This is a genomic window from Deltaproteobacteria bacterium (assembly GCA_016208165.1).
Lineage (GTDB): Bacteria > Desulfobacterota > Desulfarculia > JACQYL01 > JACQYL01 > JACQYL01.
On sequence record JACQYL010000119.1, the window covers coordinates 66104 to 88095 of the forward strand.

Here is a 21992-nt window from a genome sequence, read left to right on the forward strand (position 1 = left end):
AAACCCATCCTATCCCTCCTTTCCATGCCCGTTTTTCATGCTGTTGGCGAGGATTCGGACGAGCATTACAGCTTGACTCGGGGATGCAAGGGAGTTATCTTTTTTTTGCATAGGAAATATCTGCACGTAATTCTGTGCAGACAAATTGGACACCATCTCTTGCCGCCATGTTCCCTCTGGAGGGGTCTTACCTTTACCGCTTCATGATCTCTTTCACGCAGCGGTCCTGAACGTCTGTTCACCAGAAAGGCAAGTTCCGATCCCACAAGAAGGCCGTGGCAGTAGCCGACGAGCCTGTGGGTTCAAATCCGTTTAAAAGACGGAAGTGAAACCGCCTCCTCGTCAAATATCTGCAAGCGATTGGAAAGAGGACCTATTTCATGAAGAAAAGTGTGTTCAGCATTTGCGGCATGTGCACCGTCCGCTGTCCTATTCGCGTTGAAGTGGAAAACGGCGTTGCCACATGGATCGAAGGCAACCCTCACATACTCGGGCGATCGTTGTGCGGCAAAGGCTCCGCGGGTCTCGCTTTTCATTACCAGGAATACCGTCCGCAAGGCCCCATGCTCCGCCAAGGGCTCAGGGGCGGCGGCCAGTGGAAGCGTGTTACCTGGGACACGGCGTTGGACTATGTGGCCGATAAATTGGGCCGCATCCTGGACCGATATGGACCGGGCAGCACCTTTTTGAGTTGCAGGGGAGGCCCGTTTCTCGACTTGCCCAAAACGTTTTTGAAAGCCCTTGGGTCCCCGAATTTTACCAACCATGACGCGGCATGCGGAAGAAACGTCCACCACGCAAGCCTGTCTCTGTACGGTTTGGGGCGTAAGGATTTCATTTACGATCTCAAAGAGTGCAACCATTTGGTGCTCTACGGGCGGAATATGCTGGAATCCCTGAAGGTCAAGGAAGCGAAGGACCTGATGGAAGCCCTTTCCAGAGGGATGAGGATGACCTACATTGACGTGAGGCAGACCGTCACCGGCAGCAAAGCCTCGCGATTCTGGATGGTTCGCCCCGGCTCCGATTATGCTTTGAACCTGGGAATCATCCACGCCGTCATCAAAGAAGGCGTTTACGATGCGGAATTCATCCGGAAGTGGACGACCGGATTCGATGATCTGGCGAATATCGTTCAGCCGTACACTCCCGAGTGGGCCGAGGAGCAAACCGGCGTTCCTGCCGCTGAAATCCACGAGTTCGTTCGCGAAATCGCCTCGGATCGACCCAAGGTGGTATTTCACCCCGGATGGATGTTGGCCCGATATCGGGATTCCTTTTACGCCAGCCGCTCGACCCATATACTCAACGTTCTGATGGGCAGCGTGGAAGTACCCGGCGGCCAGATTATAGCCAAGGGCCCCAAAGACTATGGGAAGAAGGACCTGAACAACCTGGGGGATGGTGTTCCGAAACCTACCGAAAAACGGGCCGACGGGGTCGGATGGAAGTATCCCCATTTTGACGCGGGACCCGGACTGTTTCAGCTTTTCTATCCCGCCATACTCACCGGGCAGCCTTATCCCATCAAGGCGTACGTGTGTTACCGTCACGACCCTCTCACGGGATTTCCGGACCGTGAGGCCCAGAGAGCGGCTCTGGACCGGTTGGACCTGATCGTGGCCTTGGACGCCAAGTTCGGGGAAACCACGTGGTACGGCGACGTGATTTTGCCGCTTTCCGGTTACCTCGAGAAAGACAGTCCCATCGCGTCCCAAAAAGGCAAGACCCCTCGATTCATTGTACGCCGTCAGGCCATCGAACCCCTGTACGACAGCAAGCCTGAATGGTGGATTTTCAAGGAGCTCGCCAAACGCATGGGTCTGGACAAATACTTTCCTTACGAATCCGTTCAGGAACTGTGGGATTTTCAGCTGAAGGGAACCGGGTTCAGCATCGCGGATTTTGAAGAAAAGGGTTTCGTGGATCCGGCGGATAAAGCCAAGCTGTTCGACAGGGAAAACGGACTTAAACTGAAAACGGGTTCCGGAAAAATCGAACTTGTTTCCCCTTCTCTGGAGAAGGCGGGATTCCCCTCCCTCGATATCTATCGCGAGAGAGAGCCGTTACCCGCCGGTACGTTTCGCCTTGTATTCGGACGGCATGCGATCCACGCCCACGGCCACACTCAGGACAATCCGCTGCTCCACGAAGTTTTCCCGGAGAACAATCTCTGGATCAACGACCGCGTGGCGGCGGATCTCGGGATCGCCGAAGGGGACAAGGTGGAAATATCCGCCAACGGTGTCACGGCCGAGGTCAAGGCCCATATCACTCCTTTCATCCATCCGGAAGCGGTGTTCACGGTTCATGGGTTCGGCAGAACCGTTCCTGTGTTGAAGCGAGCCTTCGGCGTGGGGTTCGCCGATCAACGAATGGCCAAAGGCTGTCTGGAACGTTTCGATCCGGCGGGCGGGGGAATCGCGTACCTCGAGTGCCTCGTGACCGTTAGGAAGGCGGAGGAAGTCTAGTATGAGTGATTACATCATCTTTCAGGATGTGGATCGATGCATCGGCTGCTATTCGTGTGAAATTCACTGTAAGGCCAACAAGAAACTTCCCGATGGTCCCCGTTTGTGCCGGATTTACCAGTTTGGTCCCAAGCTCGTGGATAAGGTCCCCCGAATGGCCTTCAGCTTTCTCGCCTGTTTTCACTGCGAAAAACCCTGGTGCGTCTCCGCCTGTCCCTCGAAGGCCATGCAAAAGCGTCCCAAAGACGGAATCGTTTACGTGGAAGCCGAGAAATGCATAGGCTGCAAACTGTGTCTCTACGCGTGTCCCTGGGGAGTGCCCCAATTCATTCAGGAAGATTGCGTCGCGGTCAAATGCGATCTTTGCAAGGATCGTATCGACCAGGGGCTTCAACCGGCTTGCGTTACCAAGTGTATTACCGGTTGCCTCCAGTTCGGCAGGAGAGAACTCATGCCGGAGGAACAGGTGAGGCGGTATGAATTATTGGCTACCCCCTAAATACCATACGTTGTGTACGAGTTTTCGAGGACATCAAAATGATCAAAACCGTTCAGGAACCGGCGCCCGCTCCGTGCCAGAGCGCATGTCCATCGGGAATCGATGTGCCCAGTTATGTGGCCCTGATCGCCCACGGAAGATACAGGGAAGCGGTGGATCTCATACGAAAAGACAATCCTTTCCCCTGGGTGTGCGGGCTGGTTTGCCCCCGTCCCTGTGAAGGGGCCTGCGCCAGGAGGGCCGTCGACAAACCCATCGCTATCAAGGCTCTCAAAGCCTTTTCCGCTTCTTATGTAAACGACATGCTGGACGAGCATGTATACCGGGCTCCAGACCAGATCCTTGAAAAAGTCGCCGTCATAGGCGGGGGCCCGTCCGGCCTTTCGGCCGCCTATTTCCTGACTAGAAAGGGGTACCAGGTAACGGTCTTCGAAGCCTTACCCGTGGCGGGCGGCATGATGTCGGTGGGTATTCCCGAATACAGGCTTCCACGTTACGTGGTTAAGAAAGAAGTCGAACGCCTGGAAAAAATGGGCGTCACCATTCGGACCAACTCCCCCATCGGAGGGGACTTTAACATCACTAAACTGCGGCAGGAAGGTTTTCGGGCTTTTTTTGCGGGGATAGGCGCCCATCGAGTGAACAGGATGCGCATTCCGGGAGAAACCGACTTCCCTCAGGTTTTGGACGCCCTGACGTTCCTTCACCATCATTTCCTTGGAGAACGAGGCAAGGTGGGAGAGAAAGTCGCAGTGATCGGCGGGGGCAATGCAGCCATGGACGCTTCCCGCATTTCCCTGCGGCTGGGCACCAAAGAGGTGCACATACTCTACCGCCGAAGCCGGAACGAGATGCCGGCCCTGAACGAAGAAATCAAGGAAGCGGAGGAGGAAGGAATCCAGTTCCACTATCTGACCATTCCCACCCGCATTGTGGGAGAAAAAGGAAGGGTGACCGGGGTCGAGTGTATGAAAGCGGAACTGGGAGAACCGGACGCCACGGGCCGGCGCAGACCTGTTCCCGTTCAGAACAGCGAGCATTTCATCGAAGCCGACGCCGTTATCGCTTCCATTGGTCAATCCCCTGATATCTCCTGGATAGGAGAAGAATACCGGTTGGAGGTAAGCCGCTGGCAAACCTTGGTGGTCAATCCATTCAGCATGCAAACATCCACGCCGGACGTCTTCGCAGGCGGCGATGTGGTAACCGGCCCGGCCACGGTGGTCGAGGCCATTGGAGCAGCGAAGCGGGCGGCGGCGGGTATCGACGCCTTCCTTAGAGGCAAGCCTGCCCCGGACCGAGTTATTCCGATCTTACCGCGAATGAGGGTCGAACCTGTTCAGATGGAAGCCGCCGAGAAGATCATGATCCGCCCCTACGAACCCCCACGCGCGCCTCTTAGCAGGCGCAAATCCACGTTTGATCGGGTGGAATTGGAGTTCGACGAAGCGTCCGCCCGTCAAGAAGCCAAACGATGTCTCCGGTGCGATCTTTGCGCGGGATGCGGCGACTGCGCCGAAGTCTGCCGTAACCAGATGGGAATTTCAGCGATCCAGTGCGTGGGCGGCTGTGACGATCGCTGGGTGCTGACGAATCTGCTTCGCCCCGGACAGGAATGCGTGGGAGGCGGGGGTTGCGCGAACGCGTGTCCCCGAGGGTGCCTCGAAATGATCGACGAGGGTGGGGAACGGCGGCTGGTCTGGTGTGGAACCGTGCTGGCCCGCTTCAGGTTGGCCAAATGCGAAGGCTGTGGCAAGTACTTTGCGCCTTTGAAACTCCTCGATTATGTAAAGCGGGTCGCCGACGTAGATCAGGCCGTGCAAGTGGAACGGTCTCAGTGTCCGGAATGCGCGAGAAAAGCCAAGGCGGCGTCCATGGCGTCGTACTCCCGGTTCTTTCAAAACGCATCTCACTAAGGAGGCGATACGCCGCCTGATGAACCCCACTCGGAAGTTTCGGGCGGGCGTGGGGATTGCTTATCCGAAAGGGCTCGACAAGCACCCTGAGATTGGACGCCGCCGGACGATGGAAGCCCCGTCATGAAAGAAATCTGGGTTAACGCCGATCCCTGGAAAGCGGAACTGGTGACCGCCGCGTTGGAGGCGGGGGCCGACGCCGTCGTCGTCTCTCCGGACAAGGTGGCTTCCGTCAAGGGATTGGGCCTGATCAAGACCGTGTCGAGCACCGGCGATATCCGCTGGGGAGAAGACGCTTTCAGGATCAGGATTTCCTCCGCGGAGGACGAAGAACAGATCGTCCGGCTTGCCCGAAACCACAAAAAGGTCGTGGTGGAAACCGCGGACTGGAAGATCGTGCCGATCGAGAACCTCATTGCCCGGAACGCTCGAGTCTTCTTGGAAGTGGCGGACATGGACGAGGTTCGAACCGCCTCCGGCATCCTGGAAAAGGGTGTCCACGGTTTTGTCATCACGAATCCGGAGCCGACCCGGGTCCGGGAGATGATCCTCGAATTGAAGGCGGAGCACGGCCGTATCGAGCTGACGCCCCTCGAAATCCGTAGCATCCGGCCTTTGGGCATGGGAGACCGGGTCTGTGTCGACACATGCAGCCTGATGGGCGTCGGCGAGGGATGCCTCGTGGGCAACAGCAGCCGGGCTTTTTTTCTGATCCAGGCGGAAAGCCTGGACAATCCCTACGTATCTTCCAGACCGTTTCGCGTGAACGCGGGACCGGTTCACGCGTACATTCTGGCGACCCAGGGTCGGACCCGATATCTTTCCGAACTCGAGTCCGGCGACGAGGTCCTGCGGGTGGACGGATCGGGCCGGGCCTCGCCGCTCGTCGTGGGACGCATAAAGATCGAACGGAGGCCCCTGCTGCTGATCGAGGCGATTGGACCCGGAGGACCGGCAACCATGATCTGCCAGAACGCCGAAACCGTGAGACTCGTGACACCCGCCGGGGATGCGGTTTCCGTGGTCGAGCTGAGATCGGGCATCGAGGTGTGGGGGCACATCGAAAAGCCCGGGCGACACTTCGGACACAACATTCGGGAAACGGTCCTCGAGAAATAGGACGGTTCCTTCCCCGCGGCTTGGCCCCCTAGACGGCTTCTCTATATGTACAAACTCAATCGGGTCACGCAAAAAAAACTTGAAATCAGGAACGGAATCAGCCATATTATTTTTTTGCGAAAAATTGAGCAGTGAACGTTCATACCGGCGTTTGTCACGCCTCAACATAGTGGTTCGTCACGAGGAGATCAAAAGTGAGCAGATCATGCGATATATGCGGTAAAAAGCCCATGGTGGGATTCAATGTGAGCCACGCCCACAACAAAACCAAAACCCGATGGGAACCCAATCTGCAAAAAGTGCGCGCGCTGGTTGACGGCAGTTCCAAACGCCTCACCGTGTGCACCCGCTGCCTTCGATCCGGCGCCGTCGTTAAACCCACCAAGCGGATTACGGCCCAGCCGGACACGAAATAGACGCCCGGGGCCATCGTCTTAACTCGCGCAGCTATTCCCATTCCCGAATTCAGCAAACGGGCCTTCCCGAAAGGCGGGATCGCGATCCGGCCACGCGTTGGATGTAGCGGAAGGTGCTCCGGATTATACGGGGACCGGGTTTAGATAGAACCACCCTCACCCCGGCCCGGAGGGAGTGGGAAAAGAATCATCGTGGCAAGCGGATCTCGGGAATCCATCCCAACTCCCCCGTCGGGGGCAGGTGTGAGGGGCGCGCATGCACAGACGCCGCCCATCTGCGAGCCACAATCACCCTTCCGGTACTACCCCCCCTCGGCATAACGCATGCGGGCGATGCCCTCCTCCGGCTGATCGGGTACGTGGCGAAAGATCTCGTGTTGGATCCGGGCTAGGCATGGACCCGGTTCACCTGCAGGACTTCCTTCAGTTTCTTCAAGGCCACGATCAACCGATCCAAGTGCTTCTTATCCCGGACCTCCACGGTAAAGTCGCATACGGCCTTCTTGTCCACGGTGGTTGAAACATTGGCCCGCGTGATATTCGCATCGCTCTTGGCGAACACGTTGCTGATCGTGCCCAATAGACCGCGCTTATCTTCCGACACCACCTGCAGACGCACGGGAAAAACGGAGGTGTCGTCCTCACGATCCCAGAATACGTCCACCCGGCGCTCCGGATCGGCTCCAAGCACCTGTGTGCAATCCGACTTATGGACCGTAACTCCTCGTCCGCGCGTCACATAGCCGGTAATGGGATCCCCGGGAAGTGGGTTGCAGCACTTGCCGCTATGCACGAGGACATCCTGAACCCCGCGCACGCTGATCCCCTCGCTGCTTCGACGAGCGATCTTTCGAATAGTCCTTTCAACCAGGCCAGCCTCTTGATCTTCCTTGTCTTCTTCTTCGGAAGTCCTTGGTGCGACTTTGGTGATCACCTGCCGGGGAGATATCTTGCCGTACCCCACCGCGGCATACAAATCCTCCACGGTTTTCAGAGAGAGTTCTTCGGCGGCGCTCTGAAGTTTACCCTCTTTGGCGAGCTTGGGCAGGGAGAGGTGTCTTCTTCGGAGCTGCTTATCGAGCAGGTCTTTGCCGATGCTCACGCTCCGGACGCGCTCTTCCTGCCGGACCCACTGTCGAATTTTGGCCAAGGCCTTGGGAGTCCTAACAATTTTCGTCCAGTCCTTACTGGGCGTAGCCTTGGGATTGGTCATGATTTCGACGATGTCTCCGTTGCGAAGATGCGTCTTCAGGGGAACCATCTTTCCGTTGACTCTGGCGCCCACGCACCGATTTCCGATATCGGTGTGAATCTTGTACGCAAAGTCGATAGGGGTGGCGCCGCCGGGCAGCTCCAAAACCTCGCCTTTGGGTGTGAATACATAGACTTCGTCCGGATACAGGTCGACTCGCAGGCTTTCAAGAAACTCACCGGGATGCTCCATGTCCCTTTGCCAGTCGAGCAGGGAACGTAACCACGCGTACCGTTCACCTTCCGCTTCCTCTACTTTGCCCCCTTCTTTGTATTTCCAGTGCGCCGCAATCCCTTCTTCTGCAATGAGGTGCATTTCATTCGTTCGAATCTGGATTTCCATTTTCTGAACATACGGCCCCATGACGCTCGTGTGTAACGATTGATACCGGTTGGCTTTGGGAACGGCGATGTAGTCTTTGAAGCGGCCGGGAATGGGTTTCCACATGGAATGAATCATGCCCAACGTCTCGTAGCACTCGGGCATGGTATTCACAACGATCCTGAATGCGATGAGATCGAACACTTGATTGATGTTGATGTTCTGCGCCACCATCTTCAGATAGATGCTGTAGATATGCTTTACCCGCCCCTGCACCTCCGCCTCGATGTGGTGTTCCTTCAGTTTTGACAGGATGACTTCCTTCAGCTCCTCGATGATCTTTTTGCGTTCGGCTTCCTGCTCGGCTATGCCCTGTCGGATGGCTCTGTACTTCTCGGGTTCGAGGTAATAGAACGACAGGTCTTCCAGTTGTCTTTTCTTGTTCCCCAATCCCAGACGCCCGGCAAGCGGCGCATAAATATCCAGCGTTTCCTGAGCGATCCGTTTTTGTTTGTCCTCCCTCAGGTAGCCCAGAGTCTGCATGTTGTGGAGCCGGTCCGCGATTTTGACCAGGAGCACTCGAATATCCGAGGCCATGGCCACGATCATCTTACGTATGGTTTCCCCTTTGTGCTCCTCCCGGGTTCCGAAACGTAGCTGAGTGATTTTGCTCACCCCGTCTACGATATTGGCTACGTCGGACCCGAACATCTCTTCGATCTCCTCGAGCGTGGCGCTCGTATCTTCCACGACGTCATGGAGAATGCCCGCTATGATGCACACATTGTCCAATTTCATGTCGGCAAGAATGCCGGCCACTTCCAGCGGATGGGAAAGATAGGGCTCACCGCTCATGCGGGTCTGGCCCTCGTGAACCTTGGCGGAAAACACGTAGGCCCGCTCGATCATGGTCAGATCCACATCGGGATGATACGCCACCACCCGGTCCAGTATGTCGTTCAGACGAATCATAGCGAGTGTTTCAGGCCCTCGGTCAATCGGTCCGAAATCATGTTTACCGCATCGTTTACGGGAACCAGCTCCGTGTTTCCATCCTTCCTGAACCGAACCTCGAGGAACCCGGCCTTCAGGTTCTTGGGGCCTACTGTAACCCGGTAAGGTATACCCATAAGATCCGCGTCCTTGAACTTGACGCCCGGTCGCTCGTCGCGGTCGTCCAGGATCGTTTCGATCCCTCTGGCTTGAAGCTCCCGATACAAAGCCTCGGAAGCCTGCGTCACCTGAGCATCTTTCGGGTGAATGGGAAGAACATAGACCTGGAAAGGAGCTATGGGCAACGGCCAGACAATGCCGTTCTCGTCATGGTTCTGCTCGATGGCCGCCGCAGCCGTGCGGCCCACGCCGATTCCGTAGCATCCCATGACCATGAACCGCTCGTTTCCTTCCGCGTCCAGGAAAGAAGCTCCCATTCTCTCGGAGTACTTGGTCCCCAACTTGAACACATGCCCGACTTCGATACCCCGATGAAATTGGAGTGTTCCGTCGCAGCGGGGGCAGAGATCCCCCCTCTGTGCGGCTCTCAAATCCGCAAAAGCGGTCACGTGATAGTCCCTGCCGCGATTGGCGTTTCGAATATGGCTGTCCATCTCATTGGCGCCCACAACGGCGTCGATCATCTCTCCGATCGCCCAATCCGCGAAAATGGGCACATCCAGTCCTATGGGGCCCGCAAATCCGGCCGGTGCGCCGCTCACCTCCTCCACCAGTCGCGCGTCCGCCATTTCGATGTGCGAGGCGCCGAGCGCGTTCCGGATCTTGATTTCATTGGCTTCGTGGTCACCTCTCACCAGAACGGCGACCGGCTTGTCGTCCGCGGAAAAAATCAATGTCTTGATCAGTCGCCGCTCCTGGATGTGCAGGAATTCCGTGACCTCTTCCACTGTGCGCATGTTGGGTGTCCGCACTTTTTCCGGGGCGTGAAAGAGGCTCTCGTCAAGTTGAGGCGCCGCATCATCCGGAGCCCTGAGCTCCGCCTTCTCGAGGTTGGCCGCATAGTCGCAATGGGAGCAACTCACCACGACGTCCTCGCCGGTTTCAGCCAATACCATGTACTCATGAGAATACCGGCCTCCGATGGCGCCGGTGTCCGCGTCAACGGCTCTGAACTCCAGCCCGCACCTGTGGAAAATACGGTCGTAGGCCGTTCGCATGGATTCATAGCTGGCATTGGCGCCGTCCTGATCCGCGTCAAAGCTGTACGCGTCCTTCATAATGAATTCGCGGCCTCGCATAAGTCCGAAGCGAGGACGGATTTCATCACGGAACTTGGTCTGAATTTGATAGAGATTCAGAGGTAACTGGCGGTACGACCGAACCTCGTTTCTCACCAGGTCGGTAATGACCTCTTCATGCGTCGGACCAAAGCAGAAGTCGCGTTCATTGCGGTCGCGGAAACGAAGCAACTCTCTGCCGTATTCCTCCCACCGCCCGGTTTCAATCCAGAGCTCGGCAGGCTGAACGGCCGGAAGGAGCACTTCTTGAGCACCGGCGCGATTCATCTCTTCCCGAATGATCTGTTCGATCTTTTTAATGACCCGGACCCCTAGAGGCAAATAGGTGTAGATTCCAGCCGCCACACGGCGAATCATTCCCGCCCGTAACATGAGTTGATGGCTTACGACCTCGGCGTCGGAGGGCACTTCTCTTAAAGTAGGCACGTACAATTGGGATAGCCGCATACGGATTTCCTTTGTTGGGAATAAGTGGGTCAGATACCGGCAAAACAGAATGGACGCCGCAACTCGATCCATTCGGGCGCAATGGATACGGCGATCGGCGTTCTAAACGAATCGTGAGGACCGGGAGGCATTGAAGCTCCGTTGCGTGAAAGTCTTTTCCCTGGATTCGCCGGACTCGTGAAAAACCGTCTATCTTCCGAGGCATCCGTGGGATGACCGGTTAAGTTGCGCGAAGAAGAAACAGGCGGCACAAGGCTCAAGCGGTTCGAGAGCGCTCCTTTTCGAGGGCTTCCACCTCGGAAATCAGAGTCTTGACCAACTCGCTCTCTTTCACTTTTTTGACCGGCTCGCCTCTCCTGAACAGAATTCCTTTCCCTCTGCCGCCCGCAATGCCGATGTCCGCTTCTCGCGCTTCGCCGGGGCCATTTACCACACAGCCCATAACAGCGATTTTCATGGGGGTGACGACATGCGCCAACTGTTTTTCCACCTGATCCACGATGGAGATCAGATCGACCTCGCACCTCCCGCAGGTCGGACAAGATATCAGCTCCACACCCCTCTCGCGAATCTTCAGGGCGCGGAGTATGGCGTACGCGGCCCGGATTTCCATGACGGGCGGAGCCGTAAGGGAGACGCGAAACGTATCCCCTATGCCTTCGGACAGCAACATTCCTATGCCCAGGGCGGATTTCACCGTCCCGTCCATTAACGTTCCCGCTTCGGTTACGCCTACATGGAGAGGGGCGTCGGTCTTTTCCGACAGCAGCCGATACGCATCCAATGTGGTCGGCACGTCGGAGGACTTGATCGAAATCTTATAGTTGACAAATCCCCGGTCTTCCAGGTCCTCCGCATAGCGCAAAGCGCTCTCTACCATTCGCTCGGCCCAGGGACGGTCGCGCTGCGCCAGCAGGTCCTTCTCGAGCGATCCGGCGTTGACCCCGATCCGGAGCGCCAACTCTCCCTCGGAGGCGCGATCGACGATCTTCTTCAGTTGACCGCGACCACCCAGATTTCCCGGGTTGATGCGGATGCCGTGCGCGCCGTGATCTGCGGCCAGCAACGCCAGGCGGACATCGAAATGGATGTCCGCTATGATGGGCGCCGGCACCTGTTCTCTGATCGAGGAGATGGCTTCCGCGGCCTGCCTGTCCGGCACCGCCACCCGGACCAGTTCGCATCCCGCCGCGACGAGTTCGCGGGCTTGAGCCACCGTGCTCGGCACATCGCGGGTATCGGTGTTCGTCATGGACTGGACGGCTACGGGGGCGTCCCCGCCGATGGCCACATCACCTACGTGAATTCCCCGAGTCCGCTTTCTCTGAATGCGCATGCGAGATAGTATCCCCCAGCGTCCCCTGTTTGTCAACGCTGCGCCATGGACGGAGATGCGCGGAAAATGGCGCCGTGCCCGGACCTCTTTACCGCCTGAGACTGTGTGTGATCTCAGAGGCGGCGATGGAATCTAGGTTTGTTCCCGCAAATCCCATCACGTTTTCGACCTCGGTCCTGCTTGACCAGACGACAAGTGATTCTTATAGTCATCATGTTTAAACATATTCTTCTTAATAGGGGCGGAAGATCTTCCGCACCAAAATCCCAGGAGGTGACTATGCCAAGCACCATTGTGGGCTTTCGCCGGAAAGCCCTGCTCGTGTCCGCGGTTCTGCTCGTAGCGACCGCAATGCTTTTCGCGCCCGATTCCCGGGCGGAGAAAGGTCAACTTTTTGACCCAAAGTGTCTAAAGTGCCATACGGAGTTCAATAAATTGGACAATGCGGTGGCCGGTGACTTCGACAGCATCTCGGATAAGGCCATGTCGTTTCAGGTGAACGTCGGAGACAAAATTCAGATCGTCAAGTTTACACCGGAAACCCAGGTCGAAAACGTCGAGGCAATAAAGAACTTGCAGAAGCCCATCCCCGTGTTGGTGAGCTACAAGCAGCAAGGCGCGGACCTGGTGGCCACCAACATCAAGGCCAAACCCGTGATCAAGGTTCCCGAGGACAAGCAGCTGTCCGTGGCGGATGTCGAAAATCTGCTGAAAAAACCCGGCGCCTACACCCTGGTGGATTCGCGACCGCCCATCAACTATCAGGAAGGACACATCCCCACCGCCATCAGCATGCCTTTCGGCAACATGCCCACCCTGATGGACAAATTGCCCAAAGACAAGAATAGCCTTGTGGTCTTCTACTGCGGAGGATTCAGGTGAGTGTTGTCTCCCATGGCCGCCAGGTTGGCGGAAAAGAATGGATACACCAATGTAAAGGTCTTTCATGCCGGCACGCCCGAATGGATCAGTAGCGGCAATCCGGTCCTCACCACCGCGCAGTTCGTCAGCGATCGCATGGGTTATATTGTCATTATCGATGCCCGAGGGGCCGAAGAGGCCAAGAAAGGTCACATTCAAGGCGCCGTGGCCATGAAATTGGACCAGATCGTAAAAGAGAAGGATCAGTTTCCTCTGGATCGAAAAGCATACATCATCTTCTATTCCGACGATACGGACATGGACAAGCTTGCACCGGTGGTCAAAGAAATCACCACCTGGGGATACCAACGCTTGTTCATCCTGGATGGGGGATACAAAGGGTGGCTCGCCTCCAACGGCCCCATCCAAAAAGACATGGTGCGCACGACCATTTTCTATCTGCCCCGCCCGCATCCCGGAGAAATCACCGGCGACGAGTTCATGAATATCGTGAACAACCAACCCCCGACCAAGCTGATCCTCGATGTTCGAACCCAGGCCGAGATCGCGGGCGGCATGCTTCCCGGCGCCGTCAATATCCCTGTGGACCAGCTTCAGGGCCGTGTCGGGGAATTACCGAAGGATAAGGAGATCATTGCGCACTGCCGTACCGGCCTCCGCGCGGAGATGGCCTACAACATCCTGCGAAACGCAAAGCTCAATGCCCGTTTCCTCAACGACAAGGTGGAGGTTCTGGAAGGAAAGATATTCTGCTGCTTCAAGTGATCCCCACCTAATTACCTAACACGGACGCAAGGGGCGGGTTTGTCGCAGATCCTGAGCTTGTCGATGGAAACCCGCCCCTATCACAAATCCCCCCATGAACCGCGATCCCGTTCCTACGGCGTGTGTCTGGGCCAGTACATGATGACCAAAACCCCGATCATACAGATAACACCTCCAACGATATCGTACCTGTCAGGGACCATCTTGTCGATTTTCCAACCCCAGAGTATGGACAGCACAACGAATACGCCTCCATACGCGGCGTAGACTCTTCCAAAGTTCGCGGGCTGTAAGGTGGGAATGACGCCGTACAGAAAGAGAATCAGGCCTCCCAGGATTCCGATTGCAGCGTCTTTGCCGTTTCTCAGCCAGAGCCAAACCAGATAGCCTCCGCCGATCTCGCAGAGGCCGGCGGCAACAAAGAGCACCATGGATTTGAAGATGGAACTTGCCGTCATGATTCACCTCCCGATTCTCCCAAGTACCACTCACCTCCCTGCCGGGGCCATAGGACCCGAACTATAGAGGGCGACCGGGAGGCTTCGCGCCTTGCCAGTCGTCGCTTCTTCCCGAGACCCATATCGCCGGGTGAATCACGACGAGTGAAGAGCAGGCTTCAGGAATGCTTTGACGACCGTGTAGGAAAGTTGTAACCTATTCGAAGAACAGCGAAAATCCGTCTCCTTAGCGGCATGCTGCAGGAAAAGACGCACATCGGCCCTGGGAAGGTGGCGACAGGATTCACTCCTCGTTTCCGACTCGCCCGGGAATCGAAACCGATGTCTTGAACAACGCTTTTCAGGCACGGGGCGCACCATTCAAGCTAACGGGAGCGGTGGAGGCTGTCAAGAACGTTTTCCCCCGTCAAGATTAGGGTTCTTTCTTTGGGAGAGGTTATGCGCCGAGGGCAATGGGGCATGTGGGCCGTGTTATCGGCCCTTCTATTGATTGCGGTGCACGATACCGCTTCACGGGCTTCCGTCACCTGCAGCTACTTTGCGGAGGATTTCTCGGGGCTTTCCGCCCACACCTGGTCCTACTCCGACGGAACCTGGAACGACGCGGCGGGATTACTCGAGGTCTCCGACGTCACGGCCGGTAAGATGGCCATAGCCGAAACCGCTTTCTCGTCGCCCGAACCGTTCTTCATCGACGTGGATATCCAGTCCGTTTCCATGACCGACTCGATCGCGGCATACGCCATCTATCTGTACACTTCGGGAGATTTCTACCTTACCGTGGACGGCCGCACCGTGGACGGAGTGGCCGCTTTCGTATTTCCGAATCTGAACCAGGCCCTGCTTTCGGCCTGGGACGTCGTGGAAGGGGAATGGCACGATTCCGCCTCCACAACGCCTCCATCGGTCGTCGACTCCATCGGCCTCTCGTTCACCGGCGAAGGAGTCATTCTGAGGCTGAACCGGCAAGATACCTCCATCCGCTTCACGGGAGATTTCAGCCTCGCGAGCACGTTGCTCGATACGCTCTGGCTGATCGCCCAAGGCAACGGAACACGGCTTCGTTTCGACAATGTGTGCGCCGCTCCCCTCGGAGCGGACGGGATCGGCGACTACGACGGCATCTGGAAAGACGCCGCGGCCACGATGAACTTCTATGTCCAGACGTACACGCCGGGATCGGCGATCATTATCGGAACTCCGGATGCGAAGACGTTCTATGTTTTTTTAGAACCGGACGTTTCCGACGGGGTGGACGTCCTCGACCTGGCGGGAAAAGGCCATCGACTCGTCATGGACTTCGCTTCGGATTCCCAGGCCTCGATCACATTGTCCCCTGCGAATGCTCCATCGAAGTCCTATTCCGTTACAAAGGCCTTCGGAATCCCCGGGGCCCCTTCCCATCACGGAATATGGAAAAGCCCGTCGTGTCAGTCCGCCACCATGAACTACTACGTGCAGACCTATGACGCCGGCTCCGGGATCGTCATTGTCACTGCAGACCTGTCGACAATCTATGTTTTCCTGGACTCGGACGCCTCCGACGGCATGGACGCGTCCGCATTGGCCGGGACCGGGGAACGGCTTTGCATGACCTTTGAATCCGGCGGCTCGGGGGAGACCGTCGCTCGCTGCGTCGAAGCTCCCCACGGCGGGTCGGGAGGCGTCGTCAGCGCCTTCTGCACGCTCTCGAAGCCCTCGCCGGGAACAGTGATCCTTGACCCACCCGGGCCGGACGGAACGGTCTCCGGCGCCCTGACCGGTCTCTCCGGCGGCACAAAGGTGATCTTCACCTCGACGCCGCAAGGAGAAGGAAAAGCCACCGCCAAGTATCAAATCGAAGGCGACGCCAAGGAACTTCTGGTCGAGCTTACCGCTCCGGATGCGGGAACGATCCGGTGGAACGGAGTTTCCATGGATGGGTTCGGCGCCCTCGCAGGTCCGGAGCAGACCGCATTGTCGGATCTGGCTTCGAGTCCCCTGGCAGACGCGGTGGCCCAGGTTCCCCTGGAGCTCGGATGCAACGAAAGGGAGATCGACTCCGCCTCCCTTGCGGCTCTGCTCATGCCATGGCAGATGGTGCTCAAGTATCTGACGGCGGACAGGGCGGGGGAATCCGTCCGTGTAGCGGCCTTGACGCCCTGCGGATATTTCCAGCCGGGAGACGAGACGGCGGCTTCGGGTGATGGAAGTTCCAACCAGGGCGGGGTGCTCCTCCTGGCTTATGACGCTCCCATACCCGTGGTGTTCGGCTTCTTCCCCTTCGACGACGTCGGCGCCGCGGGCGAAGCGGCCTCGAGTTTCGAGGAGACGGGTTTCACGGAATCGCAGTACGGCCCCTGCGCCGCCAAGTGCCGGGGCGCCTGCGGCGCAGACTGCGCTACGGGCAATAATAAGGCATGCAAGCCGATCAAGACGGAAATCGAGTGCCTCAAGGATGAAACAACGGATGAATACAGCGGAATGAGCCAGAAGTGGGTCACGTACGAGTGCGGATCCCACCCCGGCTGCCGGGAACATGACGATTGCTTCGACACCTGCAACAGAACCTACGGATGCGGGAGCTGGCGGGCCGGGTTTTGCCGGCACAACACCTCCACAAATTCTTATATTTCCGGGTGTGACACCCTGGCCTCTCAAAAGTGGGGAGCCATCAATTGCATTAAGTGGGCCCAAGGCTACGAAGGTTTGGAGAAGTTCGATCGCACGGACACTTTCGTCTATAAGGAGGGACAACCTGTCGAGGATCCCACCTGCTCGGCCAGGTCGTACAAAGGATCGGGAGCCGCTTCCATCTCCGTGGACGTCAGCGCCGATGGAGAGCACTGGGGGAATTGCTCCTCGACCGGGGGAAGCGCTTCGTTCTCGACCACCATCGAGCCCGGCAAGCTGCTCGTGCTGAGCGTGCGCCACAGTCTTTCCTGGGAATTCGGGCCTGACGGCGTTCTCTGCGACGCCAACTCCTCCTCCATGACCTACGGTCCGAATCCGGAGTACCTGGGTGTCGCCATGCCGGACGGCGCGATCCAGTTCAATACCGGATACGATACGAACGACAACTATTCATGGAGCGGGAATTGTCTCTTTGATGAAACGCATTTCGAATGCGGAATCTCGCTGAGGCTGGGTCCCACCCACGGAACCAGGGACTGGTGGCCTTACGGCCCGGATGAATACGACTATACGTCTACGTGGACATTCCAGTTCAACATTCCCGTTGAAGCCACGAGTAACTGACGCGACGCGGTCGCCCGGGTCCGTCCCATCATAGCAGGATGTGTTGCTTCTTGGGCAGGATTAGCAGGCGCAAGATGTAGGGGGCAATGGTGAGGATAGCGACGCTTGTCTGCAGTTCAACGGGTGATGTTGGCTTAATAAGAGTCAAAACGAGACTTGACCCCTTTACACATAGTCCTTGCATTCCCGGTTCGGACAGAAACATTTCTCAAATTCGGTCATCGATTGCCTCCGCATGAAAGGTAAATTCACTCTTAAATAATCATAATCAGGATTCTTTCAAATGTCAACTAAATGGGGACACAACCAACTGATTGATAGGCTTAAGGAACTCAGAGAATCGCGCGGTAAGAATTGCGAGGCGATCGCGAATTTCCTTGTTAACTTTGGTAAATGTGCAGCCTTAATACACAAGTGTCTTCCCATAGTTGGAAAGGATCAGACCTTAATCGACCAGCTCAAGAGATCCTATGTGGTCTCGCTTGTCTCTATTTTAGAGACCTTTTATCGTGATCTTTTGGTGCAAACGTGCAACGATGAGCCTGAACTATTAAAAGATGCGCTGCTTCATGCCAAGAAAAAACCTAAGCCCATCCCAGAGGAAGTTAACAGCTCTCAGGAATTTGAAATCAACGCTCCAGAATGGCTTGTCTTGTATCTGAATCTTCAAAATTTAGACCAAATAAAATACGCCATGAATCCTTTATCCCCTGGTGGAAACTACTTTGATGCCCTCGATTTTTACGAAGGGACATGGTGTGTTCTAAAAAAAAGTCCCGAAAATAAGGCTCATATTGAATTCCCGAACGGCTGGAGAAACGACTTCAAAGAGTTATTTCATGAACGACATAGGTATGTACACGATGGTAATAGCCCATGCACTATGAGCAACGATAGGATGGCGCTAATGGAATTTCTAGTTCTACTTATCGCGCAAACAACTGCAATGCTTCTCAAGATAAAGTTTAGGAAGGGGGGGGTCTTTATGTCTAGTCTTGGGGTGCCGGCGTTTTGGACGGTAGATGCCTTAATAAGCGACGATTGGGTGGCGTTGGACGACGAGCCCGGCGGTTCTGGAGAGGCAGACTCAAACGTTGAGAACAAGGATTGCAGGGCGCCAGCCGTTTGGTATGAGATTTAATTGGCAAAATCAGAGGCACCTGCTTTGGATTCAAAAAGCTGCGGTTCCCTCGTTTGTGTTTTTCTCAATCCATCCGCCAAAAAACACATAATCCACTGTGAATTTTTCTCAAATCGCATTCCAGGCCATCTCCCCCGAATTCCTTGCCCTGAGCCCATTTCAACCTTTTTCAAGGCTTTTCAACTTTTCTCAAACCATCCGTCTCCTCACAATGGCCACCGGTTTGTTCGGCCTGTCGTTATCCTCGCAATAACAAGGCCGGAAAGACTCCTCGTCGATCATGGGAAGCACCAAGCGCCGGAACGGACCGGCCCATGTTTTCTCCAATCCCTCGATCCTGGTGGCGGGAAGGCAGCTATCGTGGTCGAAAATGGTCTTTTGCGTTCTCTTGAGCCGGAACAAAACAACCCCCCCGTAGGACATATTGTTAATTAAATCAGATACTTATTATACAAGGCCCAAAAAAAAATCAACCCCTAAATACCACTTTTACTCATATTTTCAACTAGATAGCTTTGCTAAGAGGTTTTTACGAACTCAACAAGCTTGTGGTGATCCGACAGGACACAGATGGCCATCTTCGGTTGATTCTTCCTGGCGGGATCCGCGGGAGGAAGAATCTCGTCCACCAGGTCTTCGCAGATTCGTCCGGCCATATAGACTTGCGATAAAGCCACGGTTCCCTCCTGCCATCTTGTACCGATGCGCTCAAGTGCAGCAATAACAACCTGCTCAACGAAATTGATCGGGGTAGCCCGGTTCCTTTCGGAATCCAGTATGTGTTTCGCCGAGAGTTTGTCCAGGATTAGGAGCGCAGCCATAAAATCATCGATACGGTTAGCCATGATTCCCTTCCTTGAAATCCATTCACTTTTGCTTCTTCAATTATCGTCAAATTTCCAATGATCTTGAGGCTAATGACGTGCAACTCCTCCAATATTCATGGTGGAGGACTTGTTCGATGAATGCAAGGCCCGGACTGAAACGTCCCCCGTATGCTCCATACCTCCTTCGGCCGGGATCTTGCCGTCCTCGATCAGCGATTGACCGAGCCTGTCCCTTTTCTTGCCAAGGTCCTGGAGTTTCTGCCAGTCGGCAAAAAAGGCTGTCATGGCTTCGTTATATCCCCGTGCGGCCTGGGCCGCCGTGTCGATTTGACCCAGGTGTTGTTTCGTTCGAGTGATTTTTCGCAACTCCTCGAGTTTGGCCTCGACGGCCCGGAAATTTTTTTCCCCTTCGATAGAGAACGCCGATGTCCCTTACGGCTCAGGAAAGCCAATATACAGGAATCACCCGATTCAGCTCATGTGATCCTTGTGCGACCATTGGGCTGAAAAAGAGTTGGCGGAGCGCATCGACGCGAGGACTCAGGTTTTGACGGTAACGGCGTTTCGGCAGGCAGCAAGCGCAACGCAGCTTGCTCCCGCCCGATGGATCGAAGCGCCGCCTTCGAGTCCCCTCTCCCGCGGGAGAGCGGGAGTTTGCCCTAAATATGTTTTGGAGGAACAGCCCATGAATGCGAAGCATCTTTGTATGGTGCTGCTTTGCTGCGCCCTGATCTCCGGCCTCTCGGTCGCGGCCCAGGCAACGCCGTCGGTCCCGACCTTGTGCGTGCAGACGTTCGGGACGAAGGTATACGTTTCCTGGAACGTGGTGGAAGGTTTGAGCAAGTACGTTCTTTCATACGCCCCGGCTCCCTATACGGGCCCGGCGTCCATCGCAAGCGCGGACATGGGCGGTGGAGTCGGCGTGTGGGCCGACCTCTGGCCGGGAGCTTCCTTTTATTTGGCGGTCCAATCCAGTGACGGCGTTGAAATGGGCAACTACTCCAACATCGAATATTTCGCTCTGCCGGCGTCGGGTTCGGACGCCTACCAGGTGTTCGCTTTCAATGACCTCGGAATGCACTGCTACGACTCGGACTTCTCGGTATTCTCCGTTCTTCCGCTCTTCAACGTGCTTCATGCCCAAGTCGTCCAAAAAGGAGATCCGCCCCGGATTGTGGGCGACTCCGTCGACGTCATGTACAAGTCCCTGGCCGATCCGTCCGGATCCATCAACACCACTAGCATAGGAAAAACGAACTTCTGGGACTACGTATTTGCCCTTTTCGGCTTGAACCCGCCGCCCGATGAAGGAGTGTTGGGCGCAAGAATGCCCGGAGCCGGCAATGCGGCCCAGCCCTTTGCCTGGGCGAACGGTCCCAAGAACTGGTTTTCCGCGGAGGGCATCCCCATCACGGCGTTTGACGACAATTCCCAACTCAACTCGTATGCTTTGATGAACGTTCAAGCATCCAATCCGGCCGATGGGACGGTGCTTTCCTCTCTGCCCGTGGTTATTCCCGCCTCAGACGAGGTGTCCTGTGACGCGTGCCATCTCACCGGGCAGGTCGCCGCTGCGCTTTCAGGCATTGCGTGGAGCCGGAACAGCGATCCGTCACGCCAATCCAGGGAAAACATCCTGCTTCTGCACGATTTCAGGAACGGGACCAACTTGTTCAACAACCAGCCCGTTCTTTGCTCGGCCTGTCACTATTCCCTTGCACTGGATCTGGCCCAACAAGGGCCGCAGGGACCTCAGCTGCAGAACCCATACATGTCCCGGGCCGTCCACAATTGGCATGCTTCCCGGATCACGGAAGTTCCCCCCAGCGGGAATGTCTGTTTCTATTGCCATCCGGGTGAAAAGACACAATGCGCCCGCGGCGCCATGGACACGGCGGGTCTCGTTTGTCTGGACTGTCACGGAAACCTGTTTGCCGTGGGTAGGGCCGGCCGGCAACCCTGGATCGACCTGCCCAAGTGTCAGTCCTGCCACACCGGAGACGCGCTCAACAATGTCGATGGTCAGATGATCCGGCGAACGGCCTACACGGACAGCCCCAACGTCGCCACCCCCATTGTTGCGACCAATCAGCGGTTTGCCGAGCAGACCGACACCTTGTTCCGCAATAGTCTGGGGCACAGTGGTGTGGCGTGCGAGTCCTGCCATGGAAGCCCCCATGCGATTTGGCCGAGCCGGGAAGCCAACGACAACCTTGCTGCGACCCGAATTCAGGGACACGACGGCATGATCATCGAATGTACGGCCTGTCACGGAAGCGAGCTACCGCTCACTCTCCAGGGTCCTCATGGTATGCACAACGTGAACAGCCCGAACTGGGTCTATCGCCATGAGGAGATAGCCGGCCAGCAAGCCTGCGGAACCTGTCACGGCGCCGACGGCAACGGAACGGTCCTTTCGAAGGCCGCGGCGAACAGGACGTTTTCAGTCGAGGAAGAAGACGAAGACAACGACAGGGCGACTGTCGGCATCCTTAAGGGGACGCAGATCGGATGCGGTCTGTGCCATGAAAATAAGATTACACACGAATAAGTGAATCACGGACGGGGGCGTCTTCCGGCAACGGGAGACGTCCGCAACCTGTTGATCGCGGCAAAAAGGTTGCTCACCCGTAATTTTTGAAAGGAGCCCGCC

General features: G+C 56.3%; 17 protein-coding genes. 10 read left to right on the top strand and 7 right to left on the bottom strand.

All coding sequences use genetic code 11. The features are described from left to right. Positions 1-380: 380 nt before the first annotated feature. The 5 genes from HY788_21460 (at position 381) to HY788_21480 (ending at position 6421) form a co-directional block, all read left to right on the top strand. Positions 381-2471 carry a molybdopterin-dependent oxidoreductase gene (locus HY788_21460; protein ID MBI4776712.1) on the top strand — a complete coding sequence of 697 codons (2091 nt, stop codon included), beginning with the start codon at positions 381-383 and terminating at the stop codon, positions 2469-2471. Between the two features lies 1 nt (position 2472). Further along, positions 2473-2970: a 4Fe-4S dicluster domain-containing protein gene (locus HY788_21465; GenBank protein ID MBI4776713.1), complete on the top strand. Its 498-nt coding sequence runs from the start codon at positions 2473-2475 to the stop codon at positions 2968-2970. A 38-nt stretch (positions 2971-3008) separates the two neighbouring features. Further along, positions 3009-4886, top strand: a complete 1878-nt coding sequence (locus tag HY788_21470) for an FAD-dependent oxidoreductase (protein MBI4776714.1) — start codon at positions 3009-3011, stop codon at positions 4884-4886. A gap of 123 nt (positions 4887-5009) precedes the next feature. Then, positions 5010-6005 (top strand): 3-dehydroquinate synthase II, encoded by a 996-nt coding sequence (locus HY788_21475; protein ID MBI4776715.1) that lies wholly within the window; start codon positions 5010-5012, stop codon positions 6003-6005. Positions 6006-6199: 194 nt separating this feature from the next. Continuing rightward, entirely contained in the window at positions 6200-6421 is a 222-nt protein-coding gene (locus tag HY788_21480; protein MBI4776716.1) for a 50S ribosomal protein L28, read from the top strand. Positions 6422-6809: 388 nt separating this feature from the next. Here the strand turns inward: HY788_21480 and HY788_21485 are convergent, their stop codons facing one another. The 3 genes from HY788_21485 to ispG form a co-directional block, all read right to left on the bottom strand. Then, positions 6810-8966, bottom strand: coding sequence for a bifunctional (p)ppGpp synthetase/guanosine-3',5'-bis(diphosphate) 3'-pyrophosphohydrolase (locus HY788_21485; protein MBI4776717.1), 2157 nt, complete (start codon positions 8964-8966; stop codon positions 6810-6812). Next, positions 8963-10693 (bottom strand): proline--tRNA ligase, encoded by a 1731-nt coding sequence (locus HY788_21490; protein MBI4776718.1) that lies wholly within the window; start codon positions 10691-10693, stop codon positions 8963-8965. Before HY788_21490 ends, HY788_21485 begins: the two co-directional genes overlap by 4 nt. 256 nt (positions 10694-10949) lie before the next feature. Then, a complete protein-coding gene (gene ispG / locus HY788_21495; protein MBI4776719.1) occupies positions 10950-12029 on the bottom strand; it encodes a flavodoxin-dependent (E)-4-hydroxy-3-methylbut-2-enyl-diphosphate synthase in 1080 nt (359 codons plus the stop codon). Positions 12030-12308: 279 nt separating this feature from the next. On the opposite strand from ispG, the gene HY788_21500 reads away from it, so the two are divergent. Beyond that, complete coding sequence (locus HY788_21500; GenBank protein ID MBI4776720.1) at positions 12309-12911, top strand: hypothetical protein; 603 nt, start codon at positions 12309-12311, stop codon at positions 12909-12911. 12 nt (positions 12912-12923) lie between these two features. Next, positions 12924-13676: a hypothetical protein gene (locus HY788_21505; GenBank protein ID MBI4776721.1), complete on the top strand. Its 753-nt coding sequence runs from the start codon at positions 12924-12926 to the stop codon at positions 13674-13676. A gap of 113 nt (positions 13677-13789) precedes the next feature. On the opposite strand, the gene HY788_21510 is transcribed toward HY788_21505, so the two are convergent. Continuing rightward, complete coding sequence (locus HY788_21510) at positions 13790-14134, bottom strand: YnfA family protein (protein MBI4776722.1); 345 nt, start codon at positions 14132-14134, stop codon at positions 13790-13792. A 438-nt stretch (positions 14135-14572) separates the two neighbouring features. Here HY788_21510 and HY788_21515 point away from each other — a divergent pair, with 438 nt between their 5' ends. Next, the gene (locus HY788_21515; GenBank protein ID MBI4776723.1) at positions 14573-17371 is read left to right on the top strand and encodes a hypothetical protein; all 2799 of its coding nucleotides are present in this window, start codon (positions 14573-14575) and stop codon (positions 17369-17371) included. 283 nt (positions 17372-17654) lie between these two features. Next, on the top strand, positions 17655-18512 hold the full coding sequence (locus HY788_21520; GenBank protein MBI4776724.1) for a hypothetical protein: 858 nt from the start codon (positions 17655-17657) through the stop codon (positions 18510-18512). A gap of 189 nt (positions 18513-18701) precedes the next feature. Here the strand turns inward: HY788_21520 and HY788_21525 are convergent, their stop codons facing one another. The 3 genes from HY788_21525 to HY788_21535 form a co-directional block, all read right to left on the bottom strand. Then, complete coding sequence (locus HY788_21525; protein MBI4776725.1) at positions 18702-18914, bottom strand: hypothetical protein; 213 nt, start codon at positions 18912-18914, stop codon at positions 18702-18704. 116 nt (positions 18915-19030) lie between these two features. Then, complete coding sequence (locus HY788_21530) at positions 19031-19357, bottom strand: B12-binding domain-containing protein (protein ID MBI4776726.1); 327 nt, start codon at positions 19355-19357, stop codon at positions 19031-19033. Between the two features lie 69 nt (positions 19358-19426). Next, positions 19427-19705 (bottom strand): hypothetical protein, encoded by a 279-nt coding sequence (locus tag HY788_21535; protein MBI4776727.1) that lies wholly within the window; start codon positions 19703-19705, stop codon positions 19427-19429. A gap of 319 nt (positions 19706-20024) precedes the next feature. Between HY788_21535 and HY788_21540 the strand changes: the two genes are divergently transcribed. Further along, complete coding sequence (locus tag HY788_21540; GenBank protein ID MBI4776728.1) at positions 20025-21890, top strand: cytochrome C; 1866 nt, start codon at positions 20025-20027, stop codon at positions 21888-21890. Positions 21891-21992: the final 102 nt, after the last annotated feature.

Coding starts and splice junctions, on each gene's coding strand:
- HY788_21490 (MBI4776718.1), bottom strand. CDS start 10,693: ATGCGGCTATCCCAATTGTACGTGCCTACTTTAAGAGAAGTGCCCTCC.
- HY788_21465 (MBI4776713.1), top strand. CDS start 2,473: ATGAGTGATTACATCATCTTTCAGGATGTGGATCGATGCATCGGCTGC.
- HY788_21515 (MBI4776723.1), top strand. CDS start 14,573: ATGCGCCGAGGGCAATGGGGCATGTGGGCCGTGTTATCGGCCCTTCTA.
- ispG (MBI4776719.1), bottom strand. CDS start 12,029: ATGCGCATTCAGAGAAAGCGGACTCGGGGAATTCACGTAGGTGATGTG.
- HY788_21475 (MBI4776715.1), top strand. CDS start 5,010: ATGAAAGAAATCTGGGTTAACGCCGATCCCTGGAAAGCGGAACTGGTG.
- HY788_21470 (MBI4776714.1), top strand. CDS start 3,009: ATGATCAAAACCGTTCAGGAACCGGCGCCCGCTCCGTGCCAGAGCGCA.
- HY788_21460 (MBI4776712.1), top strand. CDS start 381: ATGAAGAAAAGTGTGTTCAGCATTTGCGGCATGTGCACCGTCCGCTGT.
- HY788_21540 (MBI4776728.1), top strand. CDS start 20,025: ATGAATGCGAAGCATCTTTGTATGGTGCTGCTTTGCTGCGCCCTGATC.
- HY788_21485 (MBI4776717.1), bottom strand. CDS start 8,966: ATGATTCGTCTGAACGACATACTGGACCGGGTGGTGGCGTATCATCCC.
- HY788_21505 (MBI4776721.1), top strand. CDS start 12,924: ATGGCCGCCAGGTTGGCGGAAAAGAATGGATACACCAATGTAAAGGTC.
- HY788_21520 (MBI4776724.1), top strand. CDS start 17,655: ATGTCAACTAAATGGGGACACAACCAACTGATTGATAGGCTTAAGGAA.
- HY788_21510 (MBI4776722.1), bottom strand. CDS start 14,134: ATGACGGCAAGTTCCATCTTCAAATCCATGGTGCTCTTTGTTGCCGCC.
- HY788_21530 (MBI4776726.1), bottom strand. CDS start 19,357: ATGGCTAACCGTATCGATGATTTTATGGCTGCGCTCCTAATCCTGGAC.
- HY788_21500 (MBI4776720.1), top strand. CDS start 12,309: ATGCCAAGCACCATTGTGGGCTTTCGCCGGAAAGCCCTGCTCGTGTCC.